Origin of the sequence: Alkaliflexus imshenetskii DSM 15055, assembly GCF_000517065.1 — a bacterium.
Taxonomy (GTDB): domain Bacteria; phylum Bacteroidota; class Bacteroidia; order Bacteroidales; family Marinilabiliaceae; genus Alkaliflexus; species Alkaliflexus imshenetskii.
The window spans coordinates 2,430,490-2,449,610 of record NZ_KI912105.1; the positions used below are offsets into that span (position 1 = coordinate 2,430,490).

At 44.5% G+C, this 19,121-nt stretch carries 14 protein-coding genes; 8 read left to right on the forward strand and 6 right to left on the reverse strand.

All coding sequences use genetic code 11. The features are described 5' to 3' along the window. Positions 1 to 46: 46 nt before the first annotated feature. On the forward strand, positions 47 to 763 hold the full coding sequence (locus ALKIM_RS0110200) for a DUF6515 family protein (protein WP_157363882.1): 717 nt from the start codon (positions 47 to 49) through the stop codon (positions 761 to 763). 100 nt (positions 764 to 863) lie between these two features. Here ALKIM_RS0110200 and ALKIM_RS0110205 read toward each other — a convergent pair whose 3' ends face one another. From ALKIM_RS0110205 to ALKIM_RS0110215, 3 genes are all read right to left on the reverse strand, one after another. Continuing rightward, positions 864 to 1,394, reverse strand: a complete 531-nt coding sequence (locus ALKIM_RS0110205) for a shikimate kinase (protein ID WP_044117874.1) — start codon at positions 1,392 to 1,394, stop codon at positions 864 to 866. Between the two features lie 6 nt (positions 1,395 to 1,400). Beyond that, on the reverse strand, positions 1,401 to 4,022 hold the full coding sequence (locus ALKIM_RS0110210; protein ID WP_044117875.1) for a DNA gyrase/topoisomerase IV subunit A: 2,622 nt from the start codon (positions 4,020 to 4,022) through the stop codon (positions 1,401 to 1,403). A 66-nt stretch (positions 4,023 to 4,088) separates the two neighbouring features. Continuing rightward, positions 4,089 to 5,921, reverse strand: a complete 1,833-nt coding sequence (locus ALKIM_RS0110215) for a DNA topoisomerase IV subunit B (RefSeq protein ID WP_026474559.1) — start codon at positions 5,919 to 5,921, stop codon at positions 4,089 to 4,091. A gap of 543 nt (positions 5,922 to 6,464) precedes the next feature. On the opposite strand from ALKIM_RS0110215, the gene araA reads away from it, so the two are divergent. From araA to ALKIM_RS0110245, 5 genes are all read left to right on the forward strand, one after another. Then, positions 6,465 to 7,964, forward strand: a complete 1,500-nt coding sequence (araA, locus tag ALKIM_RS0110225; protein ID WP_026474560.1) for an L-arabinose isomerase — start codon at positions 6,465 to 6,467, stop codon at positions 7,962 to 7,964. 69 nt (positions 7,965 to 8,033) lie between these two features. After that, positions 8,034 to 9,899: a sodium:solute symporter family transporter gene (locus ALKIM_RS0110230; protein ID WP_026474561.1), complete on the forward strand. Its 1,866-nt coding sequence runs from the start codon at positions 8,034 to 8,036 to the stop codon at positions 9,897 to 9,899. Positions 9,900 to 9,995: 96 nt separating this feature from the next. Beyond that, positions 9,996 to 10,682, forward strand: a complete 687-nt coding sequence (locus ALKIM_RS0110235) for an L-ribulose-5-phosphate 4-epimerase (protein ID WP_026474562.1) — start codon at positions 9,996 to 9,998, stop codon at positions 10,680 to 10,682. Positions 10,683 to 10,778: 96 nt separating this feature from the next. Continuing rightward, positions 10,779 to 12,452: a ribulokinase gene (locus ALKIM_RS0110240; RefSeq protein ID WP_026474563.1), complete on the forward strand. Its 1,674-nt coding sequence runs from the start codon at positions 10,779 to 10,781 to the stop codon at positions 12,450 to 12,452. A 94-nt stretch (positions 12,453 to 12,546) separates the two neighbouring features. After that, positions 12,547 to 13,659 carry an aldose epimerase family protein gene (locus tag ALKIM_RS0110245; RefSeq protein ID WP_157363884.1) on the forward strand — a complete coding sequence of 371 codons (1,113 nt, stop codon included), beginning with the start codon at positions 12,547 to 12,549 and terminating at the stop codon, positions 13,657 to 13,659. Between the two features lie 74 nt (positions 13,660 to 13,733). On the opposite strand, the gene obgE is transcribed toward ALKIM_RS0110245, so the two are convergent. The 3 genes from obgE to hpt are packed head-to-tail and all read right to left on the reverse strand — an operon-like array spanning position 13,734 to position 15,920. Further along, positions 13,734 to 14,738: a GTPase ObgE gene (gene obgE / locus ALKIM_RS0110250; protein WP_026474565.1), complete on the reverse strand. Its 1,005-nt coding sequence runs from the start codon at positions 14,736 to 14,738 to the stop codon at positions 13,734 to 13,736. 12 nt (positions 14,739 to 14,750) lie between these two features. Then, positions 14,751 to 15,338 (reverse strand): adenylate kinase, encoded by a 588-nt coding sequence (locus ALKIM_RS0110255; protein ID WP_026474566.1) that lies wholly within the window; start codon positions 15,336 to 15,338, stop codon positions 14,751 to 14,753. Between the two features lie 45 nt (positions 15,339 to 15,383). Beyond that, complete coding sequence (gene hpt, locus ALKIM_RS0110260) at positions 15,384 to 15,920, reverse strand: hypoxanthine phosphoribosyltransferase (protein ID WP_026474567.1); 537 nt, start codon at positions 15,918 to 15,920, stop codon at positions 15,384 to 15,386. Between the two features lie 269 nt (positions 15,921 to 16,189). Here hpt and ALKIM_RS0110265 point away from each other — a divergent pair, with 269 nt between their 5' ends. Both ALKIM_RS0110265 and ALKIM_RS18240 read left to right on the forward strand, forming a co-directional pair. After that, positions 16,190 to 17,080: a hypothetical protein gene (locus ALKIM_RS0110265; protein ID WP_026474568.1), complete on the forward strand. Its 891-nt coding sequence runs from the start codon at positions 16,190 to 16,192 to the stop codon at positions 17,078 to 17,080. Beyond that, on the forward strand, positions 17,077 to 19,113 hold the full coding sequence (locus tag ALKIM_RS18240; RefSeq protein WP_044117877.1) for a helix-hairpin-helix domain-containing protein: 2,037 nt from the start codon (positions 17,077 to 17,079) through the stop codon (positions 19,111 to 19,113). Before ALKIM_RS0110265 ends, ALKIM_RS18240 begins: the two co-directional genes overlap by 4 nt. Positions 19,114 to 19,121 lie beyond the last annotated feature (8 nt).

A 19,121-nucleotide genomic window follows, 5' to 3' on the forward strand; every position in this document is an offset into this window, starting at 1 on the left:
AAACCGGTTTACGTTCCTTAAGTATTAACGATTAAAACCAGATGCCATGAAAACTCTACAATACATCCGCAGCTTCGCAGTCATAGTTTCATTATCAATGGTAACTGTGTCCGCCTCCGGGCAACGTAATGGCCGGGAGAATACCAGAGACGATAACCGCAGGGAATCGCCAAGGGTTGAAAACAGAGAAGAGAATCGCAGAGAATCAGCGAGTGAACAGCGTACCAGGCCATCAACTCAGGATAATAGAGGAAGGGCAACACAAGTTCAAAGCAATGGCCGCAACAATAGCCAGAATCAGAACTCTAACCGTCCCAACGATCGGGTTGTGCATCACAATACACAACGTAACAACCATCAAAAAGACGTAAAAGTTGTGCATCACCACAAGCATGTTCCTGCCAAGCCGGTTCATACAACAACCGTGGTACACCACCACCATCACCATAAAGCACCTGCAAGAGGCGTTTATTACCGCCATTTGCCTTCACAAAGGGTTAACAGATTTCATTACAACGGTTATGAATACTACCACGCCAACAATTATTTCTACAGATATCATCCCAGTCATGGCTACGTAGTGGTTGATTCTCCGTTCCTTCACGTGCGCCATTTGCCTGCCAGACACGTAGTAAGGGTTTACAATGGTCAGCCTTATGTCTATTACAACGGTTTCTTTTATCTGCCTTACGAAGCTGGGTATGTGTTAGTACCGGCTCCTGCCAGACCTCAGGTTTCATTCAATGTGGTACTGAACTGGTAAGCAAATAAAGTAGAGATTTGAAGTCGCTGAAGATGCCAAATACAGATAGGGGTCGCAAGTCATTTGATTTGCGACCCCTCTTTTTGAGTCAGATTACGCTTTATTGCTGCTGTTGCGACTGGTATAATCTGATGATGTTTACATAAGGTTCTGTGCCAACAGTTGTGGCATCGGCTGTGATGTGTGCTTTTGAATAATAAGGTTCTCTTTCCGTAATTTTTTCCCGGATAAAGGCCAGTAATTCGCTTTTGTTTTTGTTTGCAATGAGCGGACGTGAGTTTCTTGCCGGCATCAGCCTCTCACAAAGACCTTCGGCATTGAGAAAGAGATAGATTGTGAGACCATGCTCTTTCATGAACGACATGTTGTTGTGAAAACAAGGAGCGCCTCCGCCGGTGGCAATTATCACATTTTTTAGCAGGGACACTTCGGAGATGGCATTTTTCTCCATCTCTCTAAAGGCCTTTTCGCCATGCTGAGCAAATATCTGTGTGATGGTGATTCCCTCTTGCTGCTGTATATAGTCGTCCAGATCTATAAACTTCCAAGCCATTGCTCTGGCGAGGTTGCGCCCCACGGTTGATTTACCGCTTCCCATAAATCCAACCAGAAAAATGCGTTCTACTCTCATTGGTTATTAGAATATAGACATTTGCCCATCCGGCTCATCATCCTCTGAATGGTTGTCATCGTTAATCTCTTCCTGTTGTAGATCTTCCGGTCTGATGTGCGGCTCAAGCTCATTGATTTTTGAAACCTGATAGGTTGTAAGTCTTTTCCCCTTGGCTTTATATCCTTTAACATTGATAAATTCTGCAACCTCAACTATCATTTTCTCTTTATCCTTGTCGTCGCCTCCAAATTTTATCTCAAGCCTTGGGTATTCGAGGTGTGTCATGCGCACCAGATAAGAGCCGGGATGCTCGCCAATGAATCGTTGAGGCTTTGAAACCTGTTCGGCCTGAAAACGCTTTAGGTAATGAAATTTTTGCTCGGCATCATAATAGACTGCCGACCATACTTTCTCCGCATTAAATTTCTCAATGTAGAGAATGTTGTCGTCGTAGTGATTGCTAAGGTCAAAATTGGTCTGATAGAAATGGCCGTCTCTGGTGATGACAAGAATAAGGTCGTCATTTTGAAATTCGCCCAAATAACTGCCTCTGCCATCGGCATTCAGCCTAAGCACTTCTGGCTCAAACCATATTTTTCGGCCTCCAAGGGTCGATTCGCCCTTACGCTTAAGAGCAATCTTATGTATTTCGTTTTTGGTAAGTATGTTACCCATGGCACTTCTACCTTTTACGGCAAGTTCGGCCATGTCGAATTCAAAAATAAGATTGCGGATACGTGGCCTGGGTTTTAATGTGATGCGCAATACTTCGGCCTCACCATTGGGGTTTTCGCTGAAATATACCACTTCTGAACCTGATGTGCCGCGTGTTACATCATACTCTTTGTCACGTGTTATGCCGGTAACGGCAAATCGCTTGACGTATGTAGGGCCGTGTTTCCCATCACGGTATGCCAGGTTGTAGATTGTACGCTGGTCGTTCTTTTTAAATATGGCCAGATGAATGATGTTTTTACCCACAAAGGCTTTTTCCTGCACTTTGGTGATGATGTATCGGCCATCTTTGTAAAAGATTATGATGTCGTCGATGTCGGAACAATCACAAACATACTCGTCTTTTCTCAGGCCATAACCCACAAAACCCTCTTCTTTATTTATGTATAACTTCTCGTTCTTCACCACAACTTTTGTGGCTTCGATGTTTTCAAAACTACGAATCTCCGTTTTACGCGTGAATTTGCCCCCAAAATTCTTTTTTAGACGCTTGTAATAATCGATGGCGTAAGGAATGATGTTTTGAAGGTGGTAATCAACCTGCTCGAGTTCCTCTTCGATGGAAGAGATGTATTCATCGGCCCTCTTGGCGTCGTATTTTGAGATGCGTTTAATTTTTATCTCGGTGAGCTGAATTATGTCGTCGCGGGTAATTTCGCGTCTAAAGAGGTTGGCGAACGGTTCCAGTCCGTGTCCAATGGTTTGTATTACTGCTTCAAAGGTTTCGCAATCCTCGATTCGTTGATAGATTTTATGCTCAATAAAAATCTTTTCCAATGATGAGAGGTGCCAGCCTTCGAGCAGTTCTGCCTTGCGTATTTCGAGCTCACGCGTGAGCAGGTGAAGGGTGTGCTTGGTATTTGACTTCAGAATTTCTGATACACCGATGAAGCATGGTTTGTTTTCACGGATGACGCATGCGTTGGGTGAAATTGACACCTCACAATCGGTAAAAGCATACAGGGCGTCAATTGTTTTGTCGGGCGATGTTCCGGCAGGAAGATGAACCAATATTTCGACATTCTCGGCTGTATTATCGTCAATTTTTCGGATTTTTATTTTCCCTTTTTCCACAGCTTTAAGGATGGACTCGATTAGGGTTGTGGTGTTTTTTCCGAAAGGAATATCTGTGATAACAAGTGTTTTAGCGTCGAGTTTGCTGATTTTGGCTCTTACTCTTACCTGTCCACCTCTCAATCCGTCGTTGTATCGCCATACATCCACCATTCCACCGGTTGGGAAATCCGGGAACAGCTCAAAATCTTCGTTTTTCAGATAGGCAATTGATGCATCTATCAGTTCATTGAAGTTATGGGGCAGAATTTTTGAGGCGAGTCCAACGGCAATTCCTTCTACGCCTTGCGCAAGAAGAAGCGGGAATTTCACCGGAAGCGTGATTGGTTCCTTGTTGCGACCATCGTAGGATGGTTTCCACTCGGTGGTTTTGGGATTGAATACTACCTCCTGTGCCAGTTTTGTGAGGCGCGCTTCGATGTAACGAGGCGCCGCTGCGCCATCGCCGGTGAATATGTTTCCCCAGTTTCCCTGGGTATCAATCAAAAGTTCTTTTTGCCCCAGTTGCACCAGTGCGTCGCCAATAGATGCATCGCCGTGTGGGTGAAATTGCATGGTATGACCAATAACGTTGGCTACCTTGTTAAATCGCCCATCGTCCATTCGCCGCATCGAGTGAAGGATGCGTCGCTGAACCGGTTTAAGCCCGTCGTTAATATGTGGCACAGCCCTCTCCAGGATAACGTATGATGCATAATCGAGAAACCATGTACGGTACATGCCTTGCAGAGGTGTGATTTTGGGCACATCGGCAAAATGTTCAGGGTTTAGATGCCCGCCATTGTTTTCCGTGGGCAGCATCTCTTCATTGTCATCAAATATATTGTCGTTCTCCATGACTTAATTGTGTTCTTGCGTTGGCTCTGGTTACATTCATTGTGGTTGTGTGGTAGTCTGGCATGGTTAAAGCATCTCTTCGTCCACAACCAGATTGTCGATAATGAATGTTTGTCGGTCGGGAGTGTTTTTCCCCATGTAAAAATCAAGCAGTTCTTTGGCTGCATCCTCTTTTTTCATACGCACTTGATCCAGTCGCATGTCTCTGCCAATAAAGTGCTTAAACTCATCGGGAGAAATCTCTCCCAATCCTTTAAATCGAGTGATTTCAGCGGCAGCACCAAGTTTTTTTATGGCATTATTACGTTCCTCGTCCGAGTAGCAGTAGCGAGTCTCTTTTTTGTTACGAACCCTGAATAGTGGTGTTTGCAGGATGTAGAGGTGTCCATTTTTCACCAGTTCAGGGAAAAACTGCAAAAAGAAAGTGATGAGCAACAATCGGATGTGCATCCCATCCACGTCGGCATCGGTGGCGATGATGACATGATTGTAGCGCAATGTTTCTAGTCCTTCTTCTATGTTGAGGGCAGCCTGCAATAGGTTGAACTCTTCGTTTTCGTAAACTATTTTACGCGTGAGCCCATAGGTGTTCAGGGGTTTCCCTTTTAGACTGAATACAGCCTGCGAAGTTACGTCGCGCGCTTTAGTAATAGAGCCGCTGGCCGAGTCTCCCTCAGTGATGAAAATGGAAGATTCCAGCTTGCGTTGTTCATTCGAGTTGTAATGAATACGGCAGTCGCGCAGTTTTTTATTGTGAAGGCTTACTTTCTTGGCTCTCTCTTTGGCCAGTTTCTGAATGCCCGAGATGGCTTTGCGCTCCTTCTCTGATTCCAGTATTTTTTTGTGAATGATATCCGCTATATCTCCATGCTTGTGCAGGAAATTGTCGAGATGCTGTTTCACAAAATCAGTGATGTAGTTTCTGACGGATGCGCCACCGGGCGACATATCCTTGGAGCCAAGTTTGGTTTTTGTCTGTGATTCAAATACAGGTTCTTCAATCTTGATACTTACAGCAGCAACAATTCCTTGACGTATGTCAGCTACATCAAAGTTTTTGTTGTAAAATTCACGTACGGTTTTTACCATGGCCTCGCGGAATGCAATTAAGTGCGTACCACCCTGTGTGGTATGCTGACCATTTACAAACGTGTAATACTCTTCGCCGTATTGTGTTGTATGGGTGATGGCAATTTCAAGATCCGGATCTTTTAATTGAATTATCGGATACAATCCGGGCTCGGTCATTTTCTCGTCGAGCAAATCAAGCAAGCCGTTTTTCGATTGATAAGCTTTGCCGTTAAAGTTGATGGTTAACCCGGCATTCAGGTAGGTGTAGTTTTTAAGCAGATCTTCAATATACTCTTCCTTAAAGTTGAAGTTCTCGAAAATGTTTCCATCCGGGTTAAACTGAACCAATGTACCGTTTGGAGATTTTGTTGCCTCAACGGGGAAATCTGCCTTTATCTCACCGCAACTGAATTCAGCCTTTTTAGTCTCCCCGTCTCTAAATGCTTGTATCATGAAATTGATGGAGAGTGCATTTACTGCTTTTACCCCAACACCGTTCAGTCCCACCGATTTTTTAAATACTTTGCTATCGTATTTGGCGCCGGTATTCATTTTGGATACCACATCAATTACTTTTCCCAGGGGAATACCGCGTCCGTAATCTCTCACGGTCACTTGGCCATCCTGTACAGTGACGTCAATCTTTTTGCCAAACCCCATCATGTATTCGTCAATGGCATTGTCCATAACTTCTTTCAGAAGTACATAAATCCCATCGTCGGCATAGTTTCCATCCCCAAGCTTTCCTATATACATGCCGGGACGACGGCGGATGTGTTCTTTCCAGTCCAGAGTTTGAATGGTATCTTCTGAATAATTCTCAATCATAAGGCAGCTATGTAATTATTTACGGTTGTGCCGGCCTTTGAAATGCCGGTATTGCATATTCTTCAGGCCAAAAAAACATCCAAATATAATGAAAAGGATAAAACCATTGGTATATTCTTTATCAACAGTGTTTTTTCGAGACAACTGTATCTGTGTGAAAATGAAATGATAACTGGTTTTAAATTTTACATAGCCTAATATGTATCATCCTTTTGCTGTGATGTTTTTACTTTAAATGGGACAAGATGTTTTTTGTACATTTTTTTGGTTTTTTTTGAAAGTAAATATTACTTTTATATCGTTTTTGAGATAACAACCATCCAAAGTAATGAAGTGGATTTTTAGTGAGGGAAACGATTTGCTGGGAGAGGGTGTATTATGTGTTACAATCCTGACGGTCTGTTTCTTTATTAAAGAAGCGGTTTTGCACAAAAAAAATGTGTAATATTAACAGATGATTTGGTGTAAAACATTATGTTTACCGATGGTTGTTCTTAATACAGTGTTAATTGACCGGGAATGTAAACTATTTAATTTAAGACTATGTTGAAACAGTTTGAGGTTTGGTTTGTGACTGGTAGCCAGCATCTTTATGGCCCAAAAACATTGGAGCAGGTTGCTGCTAACTCTCAGGCAATTGCTGCTGCGCTCAATGGCGCTGCTTCAATTCCTGTGAAAGTGGTGTTTAAACCTGTTGTGAAAACAGCTGAAGAGATACTGGATGTTTGTGTTCAGGCAAACAGTACACCATCATGCATCGGTTTAATTACCTGGATGCACACCTTCTCACCCGCAAAAATGTGGATTGCCGGACTTACATCGCTTCAGAAGCCATTCCTTCACTTGCATACGCAATATAATAAGGAGTTGCCATGGTCTGAAATCGATATGGATTTTATGAACCTTAATCAGGCTGCACATGGCGATCGTGAATTTGGTTTTATCGGAAGCCGTTTGAGAATTCAGCGTAAGGTTGTGGTTGGACATTGGTCTGATGCGGCTGTACAACAAAAAATCGGCACATGGACCAGAGCCGCTGCCGGATGGCACGAACTTAAGGGTATGAAAGTGGCCCGTTTTGGCGATAACATGCGCAACGTGGCTGTGACTGAAGGCGACAAGGTGGAGGCTCAAATCCGCATGGGACTTACAGTACACGGTTTTGGTATAGGCGACTTGGTTGCTTCGGTGAACGCGGTTGAGGCTGCTGACATTGATGTGCTGGTTGCTGAAATAGAGAAAAAATATGATGTGGCATCTGAACTCAAAGAGGGCGGCGAGAGACACGATTCGTTGCGTGAGTCTGCCCGAATTGAGCTGGGAATGCGGGCTTTCCTCGAGAAAGGCGGCTTTAAGGCCTTTACCACAAACTTTGAGGATCTGCATGGCATGGTGCAGTTGCCTGGTTTTGCCGTTCAGCGCCTAATGGCAGATGGATACGGTTTTGGTGGTGAAGGCGATTGGAAAACAGCTGCCCTGGTGCGCGCCATGAAAGTAATGGCCACCGGACTCGATGGCGGTACTTCATTCATGGAAGACTATACCTATCATTTTTCAGGCGCCGGAAGTAAGGTGCTTGGCGCACACATGCTTGAGGTATGTGAATCAATTGCAGAGCAAAAGCCACGGGTAGAAATTCACAAACTCGGTATTGGTGGCAAGGCAGATCCTGTTAGGTCGTTGTTTACTGTGAAGCCCGGCTCGGCAATCAATGCATCCATAATGGATATGGGTAACCGGTTCCGATTGGTTGTAAATGAGGTTGAAGTAGTGCCTTTGGACGCGCCAATGCCCAAATTGCCCGTAGCAAGTGCACTATGGGTGCCAAAACCAAATCTGGAAGTTGGTGCAGGAGCCTGGATTCTGGCAGGTGGCGCTCACCATACATCATTTAGTCAATCAATCACGGCCGATTGCATGGAGGATTTTGCTGAAATGGCCGGTGTCGAATATCTTCTTATTGACGATAAAACCACCATTTCGGAGTTCAAAAAGGAGCTTAAGTGGAATGATGTGTTTTACCATCTGAACAAAGGATTTTAATCAGTCAGGGTTGTTTGTCTCAACGGGGCAAACAACCCTTTTTAGTAAACCAGTTTAAATCTAAATTTTATGAATGCAGGTTTTACGACTCTGGATTACATGATTTTTATAGCCTATGCGCTAATCATTGTAAGTCTGGGGCTGTTTCTTTCACGAACGAAAAAGGGCGAGGAGAAAAATTCAAAGGACTATTTCCTGGCTGGTGGTAAACTATCATGGTGGGCCATCGGAGCTTCGCTGATTGCTGCCAACATTTCAGCTGAGCACTTTATCGGAATGTCAGGTTCCGGATTCCGGATTGGATTAGGCATTGCGGCTTACGAGTGGATTGCGGCCATCACCCTGATACTGGTTGCAAAGTATCTGCTGCCAATGATGATCGAAAAGAAAATTTATACCATGCCACAACTCGCCAAAGAGCGATATGGAAAGGGCGTTAGTTTCTTTTTCTCCTTCTTCTGGTTACTGGTATATGTATTTGTTAACCTGACCTCGGTTGCCTGGCTTGGTGCACTTGCCATGGAACAGATTTTGGGCTTCCCGAAAGAATGGGGTGTGCCTGCATTGTTGCTCTTTGCCGGTATCTACTCAATATACGGAGGGTTGAAAGCTGTGGCATGGACCGATGTTATTCAGGTTTTCTTCCTTGTTGGTGGAGGTCTTATTACAGCCTGGTTTGCCTTAGATGCCGTTAGCGGTTCAGGCGGCGGTGCCATCGAAGGATTTATGATTGTGCTTTCAAAAATCAGAGAAGTGCCCGAAGACTTGCATTTCAACATGATTATCAATCGTGACTTAGATGTATCTGGCTCATTGTTTAAGGATCTTCCCGGGCTGGCAGTGATTTTTGGTGCTATGTGGCTGACCAATGTTGGCTACTGGGGCTTTAACCAGTATATTATTCAAAAAGGGTTGGCAGCCAAAAACCTGGAAGAAGCTAAGAAAGGACTTATTTTTGGAGCTTATTTGAAAATTCTTATTCCAATCATTGTAATTGTGCCTGGTATAACGGCCTATGTACTCTTTAACCATCCCGATTTGCAACAGACCCTTACCGGTTTGCATGGCGATATTCAGGTAGCCGATGAGGCCTATCCCTGGTTGTTGCGAAATTTCGCTCCAGTGGGTATTCGCGGACTTGCCTTTGCCGCACTTGTAGCAGCGGTGGTTTCATCACTGGCATCTATGCTAAACTCCACGTCGACCATTTTTACCTTGGATATTTATCGTGACATGATAAATAAACAAGCATCTGAAAGACAGTTGGTGAAAACCGGACGTATCACTGCTGCTGTAGCTCTGGTTATTGCAATGGTATCGGCCAGACCGCTTCTGGGTGGTCTCGATCAGGCTTTTCAGTACATACAAGAGTACACCGGATTTATCTATCCCGGTGTTGTAGTGGTGTTTGGTATGGGATTGCTTTGGAAGCGTGCCACCAACCGGGCTGCTTTGTGGACAACAATTGCCACCATTCCCGCGGGTATTCTGATGAAAATTCTGTTGCCCGATTTGCCATTTATTATTCGTATGGGGTATGTATGTATCATGCTTATTGGTTTAGCAGTGATTTTGGTAATGACTGATAAACACAAAGTTCAAGCTAAACCCCAAACAGAGAAAAATCGCAAACGCCTTATGCGTGCAGGATGGTTCTTTGCAGTTACAGGAGGTGTGGGTTTTGTTTCAGGTATAATTTGGGGTACACCATTGTTCGGATTCAACCTTCTCAATCTTGGGTTTGACTCCATCTTTATGCTTTCGTCCTTATTAGGTTTCCTCTCTTTGATAATGTTCACAAATGCATCATCTAAGTTGAAGGACGAGCGCGCCTACGAAGTAGATCCAGTGTTATTCCAAACCGATGGCAAATTTGCCGCTGGTGCAATGGGTATTGTGGTGATTATTGTTTCTCTGTATGCCTATTTTTGGTAGCAGACTCTTAAGTATTAACTATTTGCAGGAGCGGAGGGCTCCGTTCCTGCAAATATTTTTATTCAAATCAAATAACTGTTTAACCAGATATATCACATGTTGGAAAAATTAAAGTCAGAGGTTTGTCAGGCAAATCTTGATTTGGTTAAGTATGGATTGGTGATTTTTACATGGGGTAATGCCAGTGCCATCGATAGGTCATCGGGATTGGTTGTAATAAAACCAAGTGGTGTGGCTTATGATGGCATGAATGCGGAGCAGATGGTGGTAGTGGATTTGGATGGTAATGTGGTGGAAGGCAGTTTGCGTCCTTCCTCAGATATGCCTACACACCTTGCTTTATATAAGGCTTTCCCAGAGATTGGAGGCGTGGTGCACACGCATTCAACTTATGCAACGGCCTGGGCTCAGGCAGGATTAAACCTTCCAGTTATTGGTACCACACATGCCGATTATTTTGCGAGCGATGTGCCGTGTACCCGTGACATGACTGAATCCGAGGTGAAGGGTGCCTATGAGATGGAAACCGGAACGGTGATTATCGAGGCATTTAAAGGTCTTAACCCCGTGCATATTCCCGGCGTGCTGGTTAAAAACCATGCGCCTTTCACATGGGGAAAAAACGTGCATGATGCTGTGCATAATAGTGTGGTATTGGAGGAGGTGGCAAAAATGGCATTCATGAGCCGTATGTTAAATCCTGCCCTTACAATGAATCCTTTGTTGGTTGAGAAGCATTTTGAGCGTAAGCATGGCAAAAATGCCTACTACGGTCAAAAGTAACTTATCCGGCTAATTATCCCGGATTTGAATTCCGGGTGCTTCAATAGTTTTACAAATCGTTCGGATTTTAGTATTCCGGACATTATTGCAATAAAAATGGCTGACAAAAAATATGTAATTGGATTGGACTATGGTTCTGATTCAGCAAGGGCTGTGATTGTAGATGCCTTAACCGGTGAGGAGATGGCATCGTCGGTAAAATACTATCCCCGATGGATTGAGGGGAAATTCTGTGATCCTTCACGGGACCAGTACAGACAACATCCGTTGGATTATGTGGAAGTGATGGAGTTTATTGTTAAGGATGCAGTTCAAAAGGCTGGCGCAGGAGTAGCAGAAAATGTGGTGGGCATGTCCTTCGACACCACAGGTAGCACGCCTGTGTTTGTTAACGAAGAGGGTATTCCATTGTCTCTTTTACCCGGCTTTGAAGACAATCCAAACGCCATGTTTGTGCTTTGGAAAGACCATACGGCAGTGAAAGAAGCTGCTGAAATTAACGAACTGGCACGTAAATGGGAAACCGATTACACCAGCTTTGAAGGTGGCATCTATTCATCTGAGTGGGTTTGGGCAAAAGCGCTGCATGTTTTGCGTAAAGATGAAGCTGTTCGAAAAGCGGCCTATTCATGGATTGAGCATTGTGATTGGATGCCGGCACTTATTACCGGTAAACAAAAACCTCTGGAGGTTGTGCGAAGCAGATGTTCTGCCGGGCATAAAGCTATGTGGCATGAGGCTTGGGGTGGCCTGCCTCCCGAAGAATTTTTAACTGCTTTGGATCCTCTTCTGGCCGGCTATCGTGCTCGTCTGTATAACGATACCTATACCAGTGATGTGAAAGTAGGTAACCTTACGCCTGAATGGGCCGAGCGCCTTGGATTGTCCACTAAAGTGGCTGTTGGTGTTGGTGCCTTCGATTGCCACATGGGTGCGGTTGGTGGTGAAGTTACACCTAACGTGCTGGCTCGTGCCATCGGTACGTCTACCTGTGATATTATGATTGCGCATTATGAGCAGATAGAAGATAAATTGATTGCAGGTATCTGTGGTCAGGTTGATGGTTCTGTAATTCCCGGATATATTGGCCTTGAGGCTGGGCAGTCGGCTTTTGGCGACATCTATGCCTGGTTTAAGCGCGTGGTGGCCTGGCCTGTGGAAAACATTCTTTCCAAAACAACTTTGGTGGATGCCGAAACCAGAGCAAAATTGATTGATGAAACCATCTCCGCAATTATTCCTCAATTGGCTGCCGAAGCCATGAAAATTCCTGTTGAAGAATCCACCATCATTGCCGTAGATTGGATGAATGGCCGCCGCACGCCTGATGCAAGTCAGGAAGTTACCGGAACCATTGCCGGTCTTAAGTTAGGCTCTGACGCACCTCGAATATTCCGCGCTTTGGTTGAAGCCACAGCTTTCGGTTCAAAGGCCATTGTAGACCGTTTTGCCCGCGAAGGTGTTGAAATTAAAGAGGTAATAGGATTGGGCGGAGTGGCTAAAAAGTCACCCTTTGTGATGCAGACTTTGGCCGATGTGCTCAATATGCCCATAAAGGTTGCACGAACTGAGCAAACCTGTGCGTTTGGTGCCGCCATGTTTGCTTCGGTGGTAGCTGGTGTATATGGAAAGGTAGAAGATGCTCAAAGGGCGATGGGGCAGGGCTTTGAGAATGAATATCAGCCAAACCCGGCCAATGTGGCTGTATATGCCAATATTTATCAAAAATACCAGAAGTTGGGAGCATTCACCGAATCTGAGAAATTGTGATATAAGCTGAAGTTCGTAACGGATAGACGATTCGTTGCGAACTTTTAATGTGTTTTGTTTTTGAATAGAATTAACCATTTCATCCCATACTACTATGATTAAAAATGTAATCTATCTCTTTGTGGCTATTATGCTTTTTTCTGCCTGCGCAGGGAAGAAGAGTGAACCGAAGCCCAATCTCGTTAAAGAGAATTTTGGCACATTGGAAACTGGCGAGACAGTAGATATTTTTACCCTCACCAGTACAACCGGCATTGAGGTTAAAATTATGACCTATGGAGGCGCCATTGTATCTATTTTGGCGCCCGACCGCTCAGGAAATAGTGAGAATGTTGTTCTGGGATTTGATAATCTGGCGCAATATGAAGCTGGCACCCCATTTTTTGGCGCCTTGATTGGCCGTTTTGGAAACCGTATTGCGGAAGGAAAATTTACCCTTAACGACGAAACCTATCAGTTGTCGATTAATGATGGCCCCAACCACCTGCACGGCGGGATTACCGGTTTTGATAAAGTTGTTTGGACCGCTACAGAGATTCAGCATGCTGAAAATCCGGCTTTAAAGCTCACCTATTTTAGTAAAGATGGCGAGGAAGGGTATCCTGGAAATCTTAATGTTGCTGTGACATACACCCTATCTGGTAATGATTTGATTATTGATTATGAGGCAACAACAGACAAGCCAACACCTGTGAATCTGACCAATCACGCATATTACAATCTGGCCGGTTCCGGAACAATTCTGAATCATATTCTCACGCTGAACGCAAATGCATACACGCCGGTGAATGAGACGCTTATTCCCACCGGAGAGATTCTTCCTGTTGCTGGTACTCCATTCGATTTTACCACCCCTTTTGAAATTGGTGCCAGAATTGATCAGGTGCCCGGTGGTTATGATCACAACTTTGTGATGAAAAGTGTTGCCGATGGCGAAATGATTTTTGCCGCCAGTTTATTTGATCCACTAAGCGGTCGTATAATGGAGATATACACACAGGAACCGGGAATCCAGTTCTATTCAGGTAACTTCCTCGATGGTACACTTGTGAGTGGCAGTTTTGTGATGAATCAGTATACCGGATTGTGCCTTGAAACTCAGCATTTCCCTGATTCTCCAAATCATCCCAACTTTCCATCAACCATTCTGAACCCTGGTGAGATCTATAAAACCAGTACCATCATGCGTTTTGGTGTAGGGGAGTAATCATCACTTGTCATAAAACAAAAGGCCTGCCGAGAGTTTATGTCTTCGGCAGGCCTTAATATTTTATGATATAACTATCGTTCCAGCATTGAACCTTCGAGCTCGTTCCAGATTAGGTCTTTCAGTTTGGTAATGCCAAGGCCTGTAACCGAGGAGATAAATACAAAAGGTATCTTTGGTAACTCCTTTTCAAGCTCTTTTTGTAACTCCTCATCCAGAAAGTCAGATTTGGAAATAGCTAAGATACGGCGTTTATCCAACAGTTCGGGGTTGTACTCTTTGAGTTCGTTCACCAGAATTTCATACTCTTCGCGAATGTTCTTGCTGTCTGATGGTATCAGAAACAACAATACCGAGTTGCGTTCGATGTGGCGTAAAAAGCGGTGACCTATACCTCTGCCTTCATGGGCGCCTTCAATAATTCCGGGTATGTCGGCCATTACAAACGACTTAAAATCACGGTATTCCACAATGCCTAGATTTGGAACCAATGTGGTAAACGGATAGTCGGCAATCTCTGGTTTTGCGGCACTTACTGCTGCCAGAAGTGTTGATTTTCCGGCATTGGGAAAGCCAACAAGGCCTACATCGGCCAACACTTTCAATTCAAGAATAACTGTTCTTTCTACAATTGGTTCACCAGGTTGCGCAAAACGCGGTGTTTGATGGGTCGAGGTTTTGAAATTCACGTTGCCAAGACCACCTCTGCCTCCTTGAACAAGGATTTTTTTCTCTTCGTGGGCAGTGATTTCAAAGATTATTTCGCCTGTTTCTGCATCCTTTGCAACGGTTCCCAAAGGTACCTCAATGGTTTTATCCTCGCCATCGGCACCGGTTGAACACTGTTTACCTCCTGAGCCGCCGTGACCGGCAAACACGTGGCGCTGATATTTTAAGTGTATCAGCGTCCAGTAGTTTTGGTTGCCGCGCACAATAATATGGCCGCCGCGTCCACCATCACCGCCGTCGGGCCCGCCTTTGGGCACGAACTTCTCCCGGCGCATGTGCGTTGAACCGGCACCGCCCTTTCCAGAGCGGCAGAATATTTTGACATAGTCAACAAAATTGCTTCCAGCCATATTGCTTAAACTCTATTTTGAGAATTCTGTTATGCGTTTTTCAATAACGGAGCATATACGGTTGAATATTTCATCTATTCCACCAAAGCCCGCTATGCCTTCATAACATCCCTCGTTTTTATAATAATCGATTACGGGTGCTGTTTGTTGTTCATAAACCCGGATTCTTTTTTCAATTGTCTCCAGATTGTCATCACTGCGACCCGAAGTTTTTCCTCTTTGCAGCAGCCGGGCAACAAGCTCTTCAGTGGCCACCTCCAGATTAAGCATCAGGCATACTTTCTCTTCGTGATGCGAGAGCATTTCCTTTAGGGCATACGCTTGTTCTACTGTGCGTGGAAACCCGTCAAAGATAACACCTCTTACGCCATTTAGCTCTCTGAGTTTGCACTCCAGCATCCCGATAATAATATTATCCGGTACAAGTTCACCACGATCTATATACGATGCGGCCGTTTTACCCAATTCACTTTGGGATTTGATTTCTGCACGAAGCAATTCACCGGTCGAGATGTGTGCCAGACCGAATTTTTCAATGATTTTTTCACTTTGGGTACCTTTTCCTGATCCGGGCGGCCCAAAAATGATGACATTCAACATTTTGCTTTGTTTTTAGGTTTAGATGCCAGAAACACAAAATGCGTACTAATGGATTACGCTGTATATATCTGGCAGGTTACGTCCATAACCGTTGTAGTCCAGGCCATAACCGACAATAAAATCGTTAGGGATTTCAATGCCTATATAATGGAGATTTATTTCCTTTTTGCATGCTTCGGGTTTAAATAGCAGGGTTGCCACGATCACTTCGCCAGCTCCGGCTTTTTTCAGTTGTTTGACACTGTTCTCAACAGTAACACCTGTGTCAACAATGTCTTCGAGCAATACGATGGTGCGACCTTGTAAATCTTCATTAAAACCAATGAGTTCTTTTACAGTGCCCGTACTTCCCATTCCTTCGTAGGAGGCCAGTTTCACAAAGCTAATTTGACATGGAAACTCGATAAGTTTCATTAAATCAGCTGAAAACATAAATGAACCGTTCAGGATGCAGACCATTAATGGGTTCTTATCCTTAAGATCCTTGTTTATCTTGTCGGCCATTTGCCAGATGGCTTTTTTGATGTCGCTGGCCGGTATGGACAGGCCAAACTCTTTGTCCAATAGATTGATACGCTTCATAAGGGGAGTTAACTCAATGGTTTAAAAGCACAAAAGTAAGAAAATTTGAGTCATTCGTGCATTCTTTGACACTTGTTAATAGATTGATGCTATTGCAAGTAAAAGATTTTCAGAATATAATGCATTTTTCAATTCATGTTTTTTAGCAGATATGATTGTTTTTTGACATTATATTGACTGATTAAAAATGTTTTTATAAATTGTGGGGTTGAATTGCCTGTTGTACAGTGCGCTATGTAACAAAGTGATTGTAACCTCAACCCAACTCTATGTGCTTCAATTCTCCTTCCTACATCCATGATCCGGGTAACCGTCCGCGCGTAATTGTTATAATTCTCATTGCTTTACTGCATGTTTCACCAATCTTATCAGGTGCAGTAACATTCAAGGCTCCCTCGGGGCAAATCCTCGGCAGAACAGGGGCTCTTAACGATGATGCGTGGAGTTTCTTCACAAATCCTGCCGGGGCGGCCAAAATGGTTGTGCCGGTTGCTGGTATTGGCTATCAGAATGACTACTTACTCAATGAGCTGAGTTCGCGTTCAGCACTGTTTGTTGTGCCAACTTCACTGTGTGTTGGTGCAACCGGCTTCTCCCATTACGGCTTTCGCCATTTCAGCATACAGAATTATAGCCTGATGGCTGCACGGGAGTTGGCACCATGGTTAAACATGGGGATGCGCTTTAATTACCATTTACGTCAACAGACCGGAAGTAAGAACTTTGGTTTGCTGACCATTGATACGGGAATACAATTTTTTCCGGACGAGAAAGTATCGATAGGTTTTTTTGTTAGTAATCCAGGTCAGGTAAAATGGGATTTGGATGAGATTGTTGAGTATCATCCCACATTTGTATCATCTGCCATACAGTATCAGCCTGTTCCGGCATTGAAGTTTGAGTTGGGTGTTGCCAAAGAGATGGAGCTGCCCGCAGCAATCTCTTTTTTTATGGAGGGGCCATTGCATCCACAGTTTTTAATGCGTGGCGGCGCCGCAACCTCTCCATTGCGTCTTGGCATTGGTGCAGGCGTAATTTGGCAGTCGTTGATGTTTGATATTGGTTTGAATCATCATTCAACACTTGGCCTTTCCTCTTCTTTCGGTATCTTATTCAACTTGCCATCAATTAAAAGGCGTCAATCTGAAGCTGGAATATGAGACTATTACTTGTAATTCTGATGGTCGTAATCTGCTCTGGATTGATGAGAGCGCAATCTGAAGAAAATTTTAGACTGTGGGCGGCAGATGTTATTGAGAATATGGCAGCTTCCACCGAAGATGAGCTGGATTACTCATTCCTGATCGACGATATAATGAAACTCTATTATCAACCACTTAATATCAACACCGCTCAGCGCGAAGATCTTCAGCGAATCTTTTTTCTTTCTGATGCGCACATCGAAGCGCTTCTGTTTCAAAGGTATCAGGTGGGGACTTTTTGGTCGGTGTATGAATTGCAGGCGGTTGAAGGATTTAACCGGCAAATAATTGAGTGGTTAGAACCTCTTATTGTTTTTGAGCCAGCCCAATCTGCGCAAGTGCGAAAGTTCCGTTCTAGGGGCGATCTGTTTGTAAGAACCCAATGGACAATGGAAACGCCACGTGGCTACAAAGCAGTTACAGATAATCCTCCACCATTTCAGGGAGATAAGATGAAATACTATTCGCGAATGGAATGGCAGCCAGCCAGAGCCATCGAAATCGGGTTTGTTACCGAAAAGGATCCCGGTGAGCCCATGTTCGATTCCAATATTGCAACAATGGATTACTTTTCTGGATATCTATCCTGGAAACCTGAGCGTTTTTTACAACAGATAATAGTGGGACAGTTTCGCATGAGTTCCGGTCAGGGGCTTGCACTGCAAACAGGAATGGCAACACGCAAAAGTAATATGACCACCTCCATTCGAAATAGGAATGCCAATCACCGACCATCTTTGTCGGTTAACGAGTCTGGCGGGTTAAATGGTGTGCTGGTAAATTTGGGTACTTCCGGTTTTCGCATCACGCCTTTTGTGTCAGTGAAGCAAATCGATGGCCGTTTATCAGAAAATGAAGCGGGTGAAATCATAATCGCTAGCCTGAAAACAGATGGTTACCACCGCACACTTACCGAGCTCTCGCAACGACGCAATGTTCAGGAGGTGGCAGCCGGTTTCATGGGAAAGGTTCATTTAGGTCGCTTAATTCTTGAAGCGGGTCATCTGGAATATCGCTTAGAGTATCCATTGCTACCCGAGCCTCGACCTTATAACATCTATTATTTTAGAGGCAACCAGATGCGAAACAGCTGGTTGGCTTGTCAGGGTAGTGTTTCAAATGTTTTTCTGTTTTCCGAGATGGCGCTGAGTGCATCCTCTACACCGGCGGTTACAGGAGGGGCACTTTTCTCTGCCGGAGGTGGTATGGCCAACATGTCGCTAGGCTATCGTTATTTTCCTGTAGATTATTCAGCACCTTTTGGTGCGCCATTTTCTGAGTCTGGAAATGCTGCTGGTGAAACCGGAGTGTATGCCGGTTTGGAATTGGCTCTGCCTGCCGGCTTTTTATTGAATGCTTATCTGGATTATTATCAACATGAGTGGTTGAAGTACCAAACCCGCGCTCCATCCAATGGGTATGATTTTCTTGGGTTACTTACCTATCGGCCTAAACGGACATGGGAATCGGGTTTGAGGTATAGATACAAAGAGAAGACAGTGAACTTGAGCACGGCTACGCCCGATTTTCCGGTTGGTGTGCAGAAGCAACATCAGGTCAGACTTCAAACCAGAATGTCGCCTGATGCCTCATGGACTTTTACCACACGTGTGGATTGCCATTTTGTGAACGCACCGAATAAGACTGATGCTGAACCCGGGTTCTATCTTGCTCAGGATGTCCGGTATCGCAGTCCGGGTGGAAAATGGAATCTCATCACCAGATATGCGTTGATGGATGTGGATGAGTATGAAAACCGTATTTATGCATACGAACCAGATGTGTTGTACAGCTTTAGCACGCCCGCTTATTATGGCCGTGGTAGCAGATGGATTGTAATGGGGAAATGGACTGTGATGCGAAAAACCGATTTGTGGCTGCGATTTGCTCAGTGGCACTATACCAACCGGGAAACCATTGGTTCAGGAAATCTGACCATAAACAGTAATGTTGCCCGCGAGTGCCGCATCCAGATTCGAAAACGGTTTTAGAACACAGG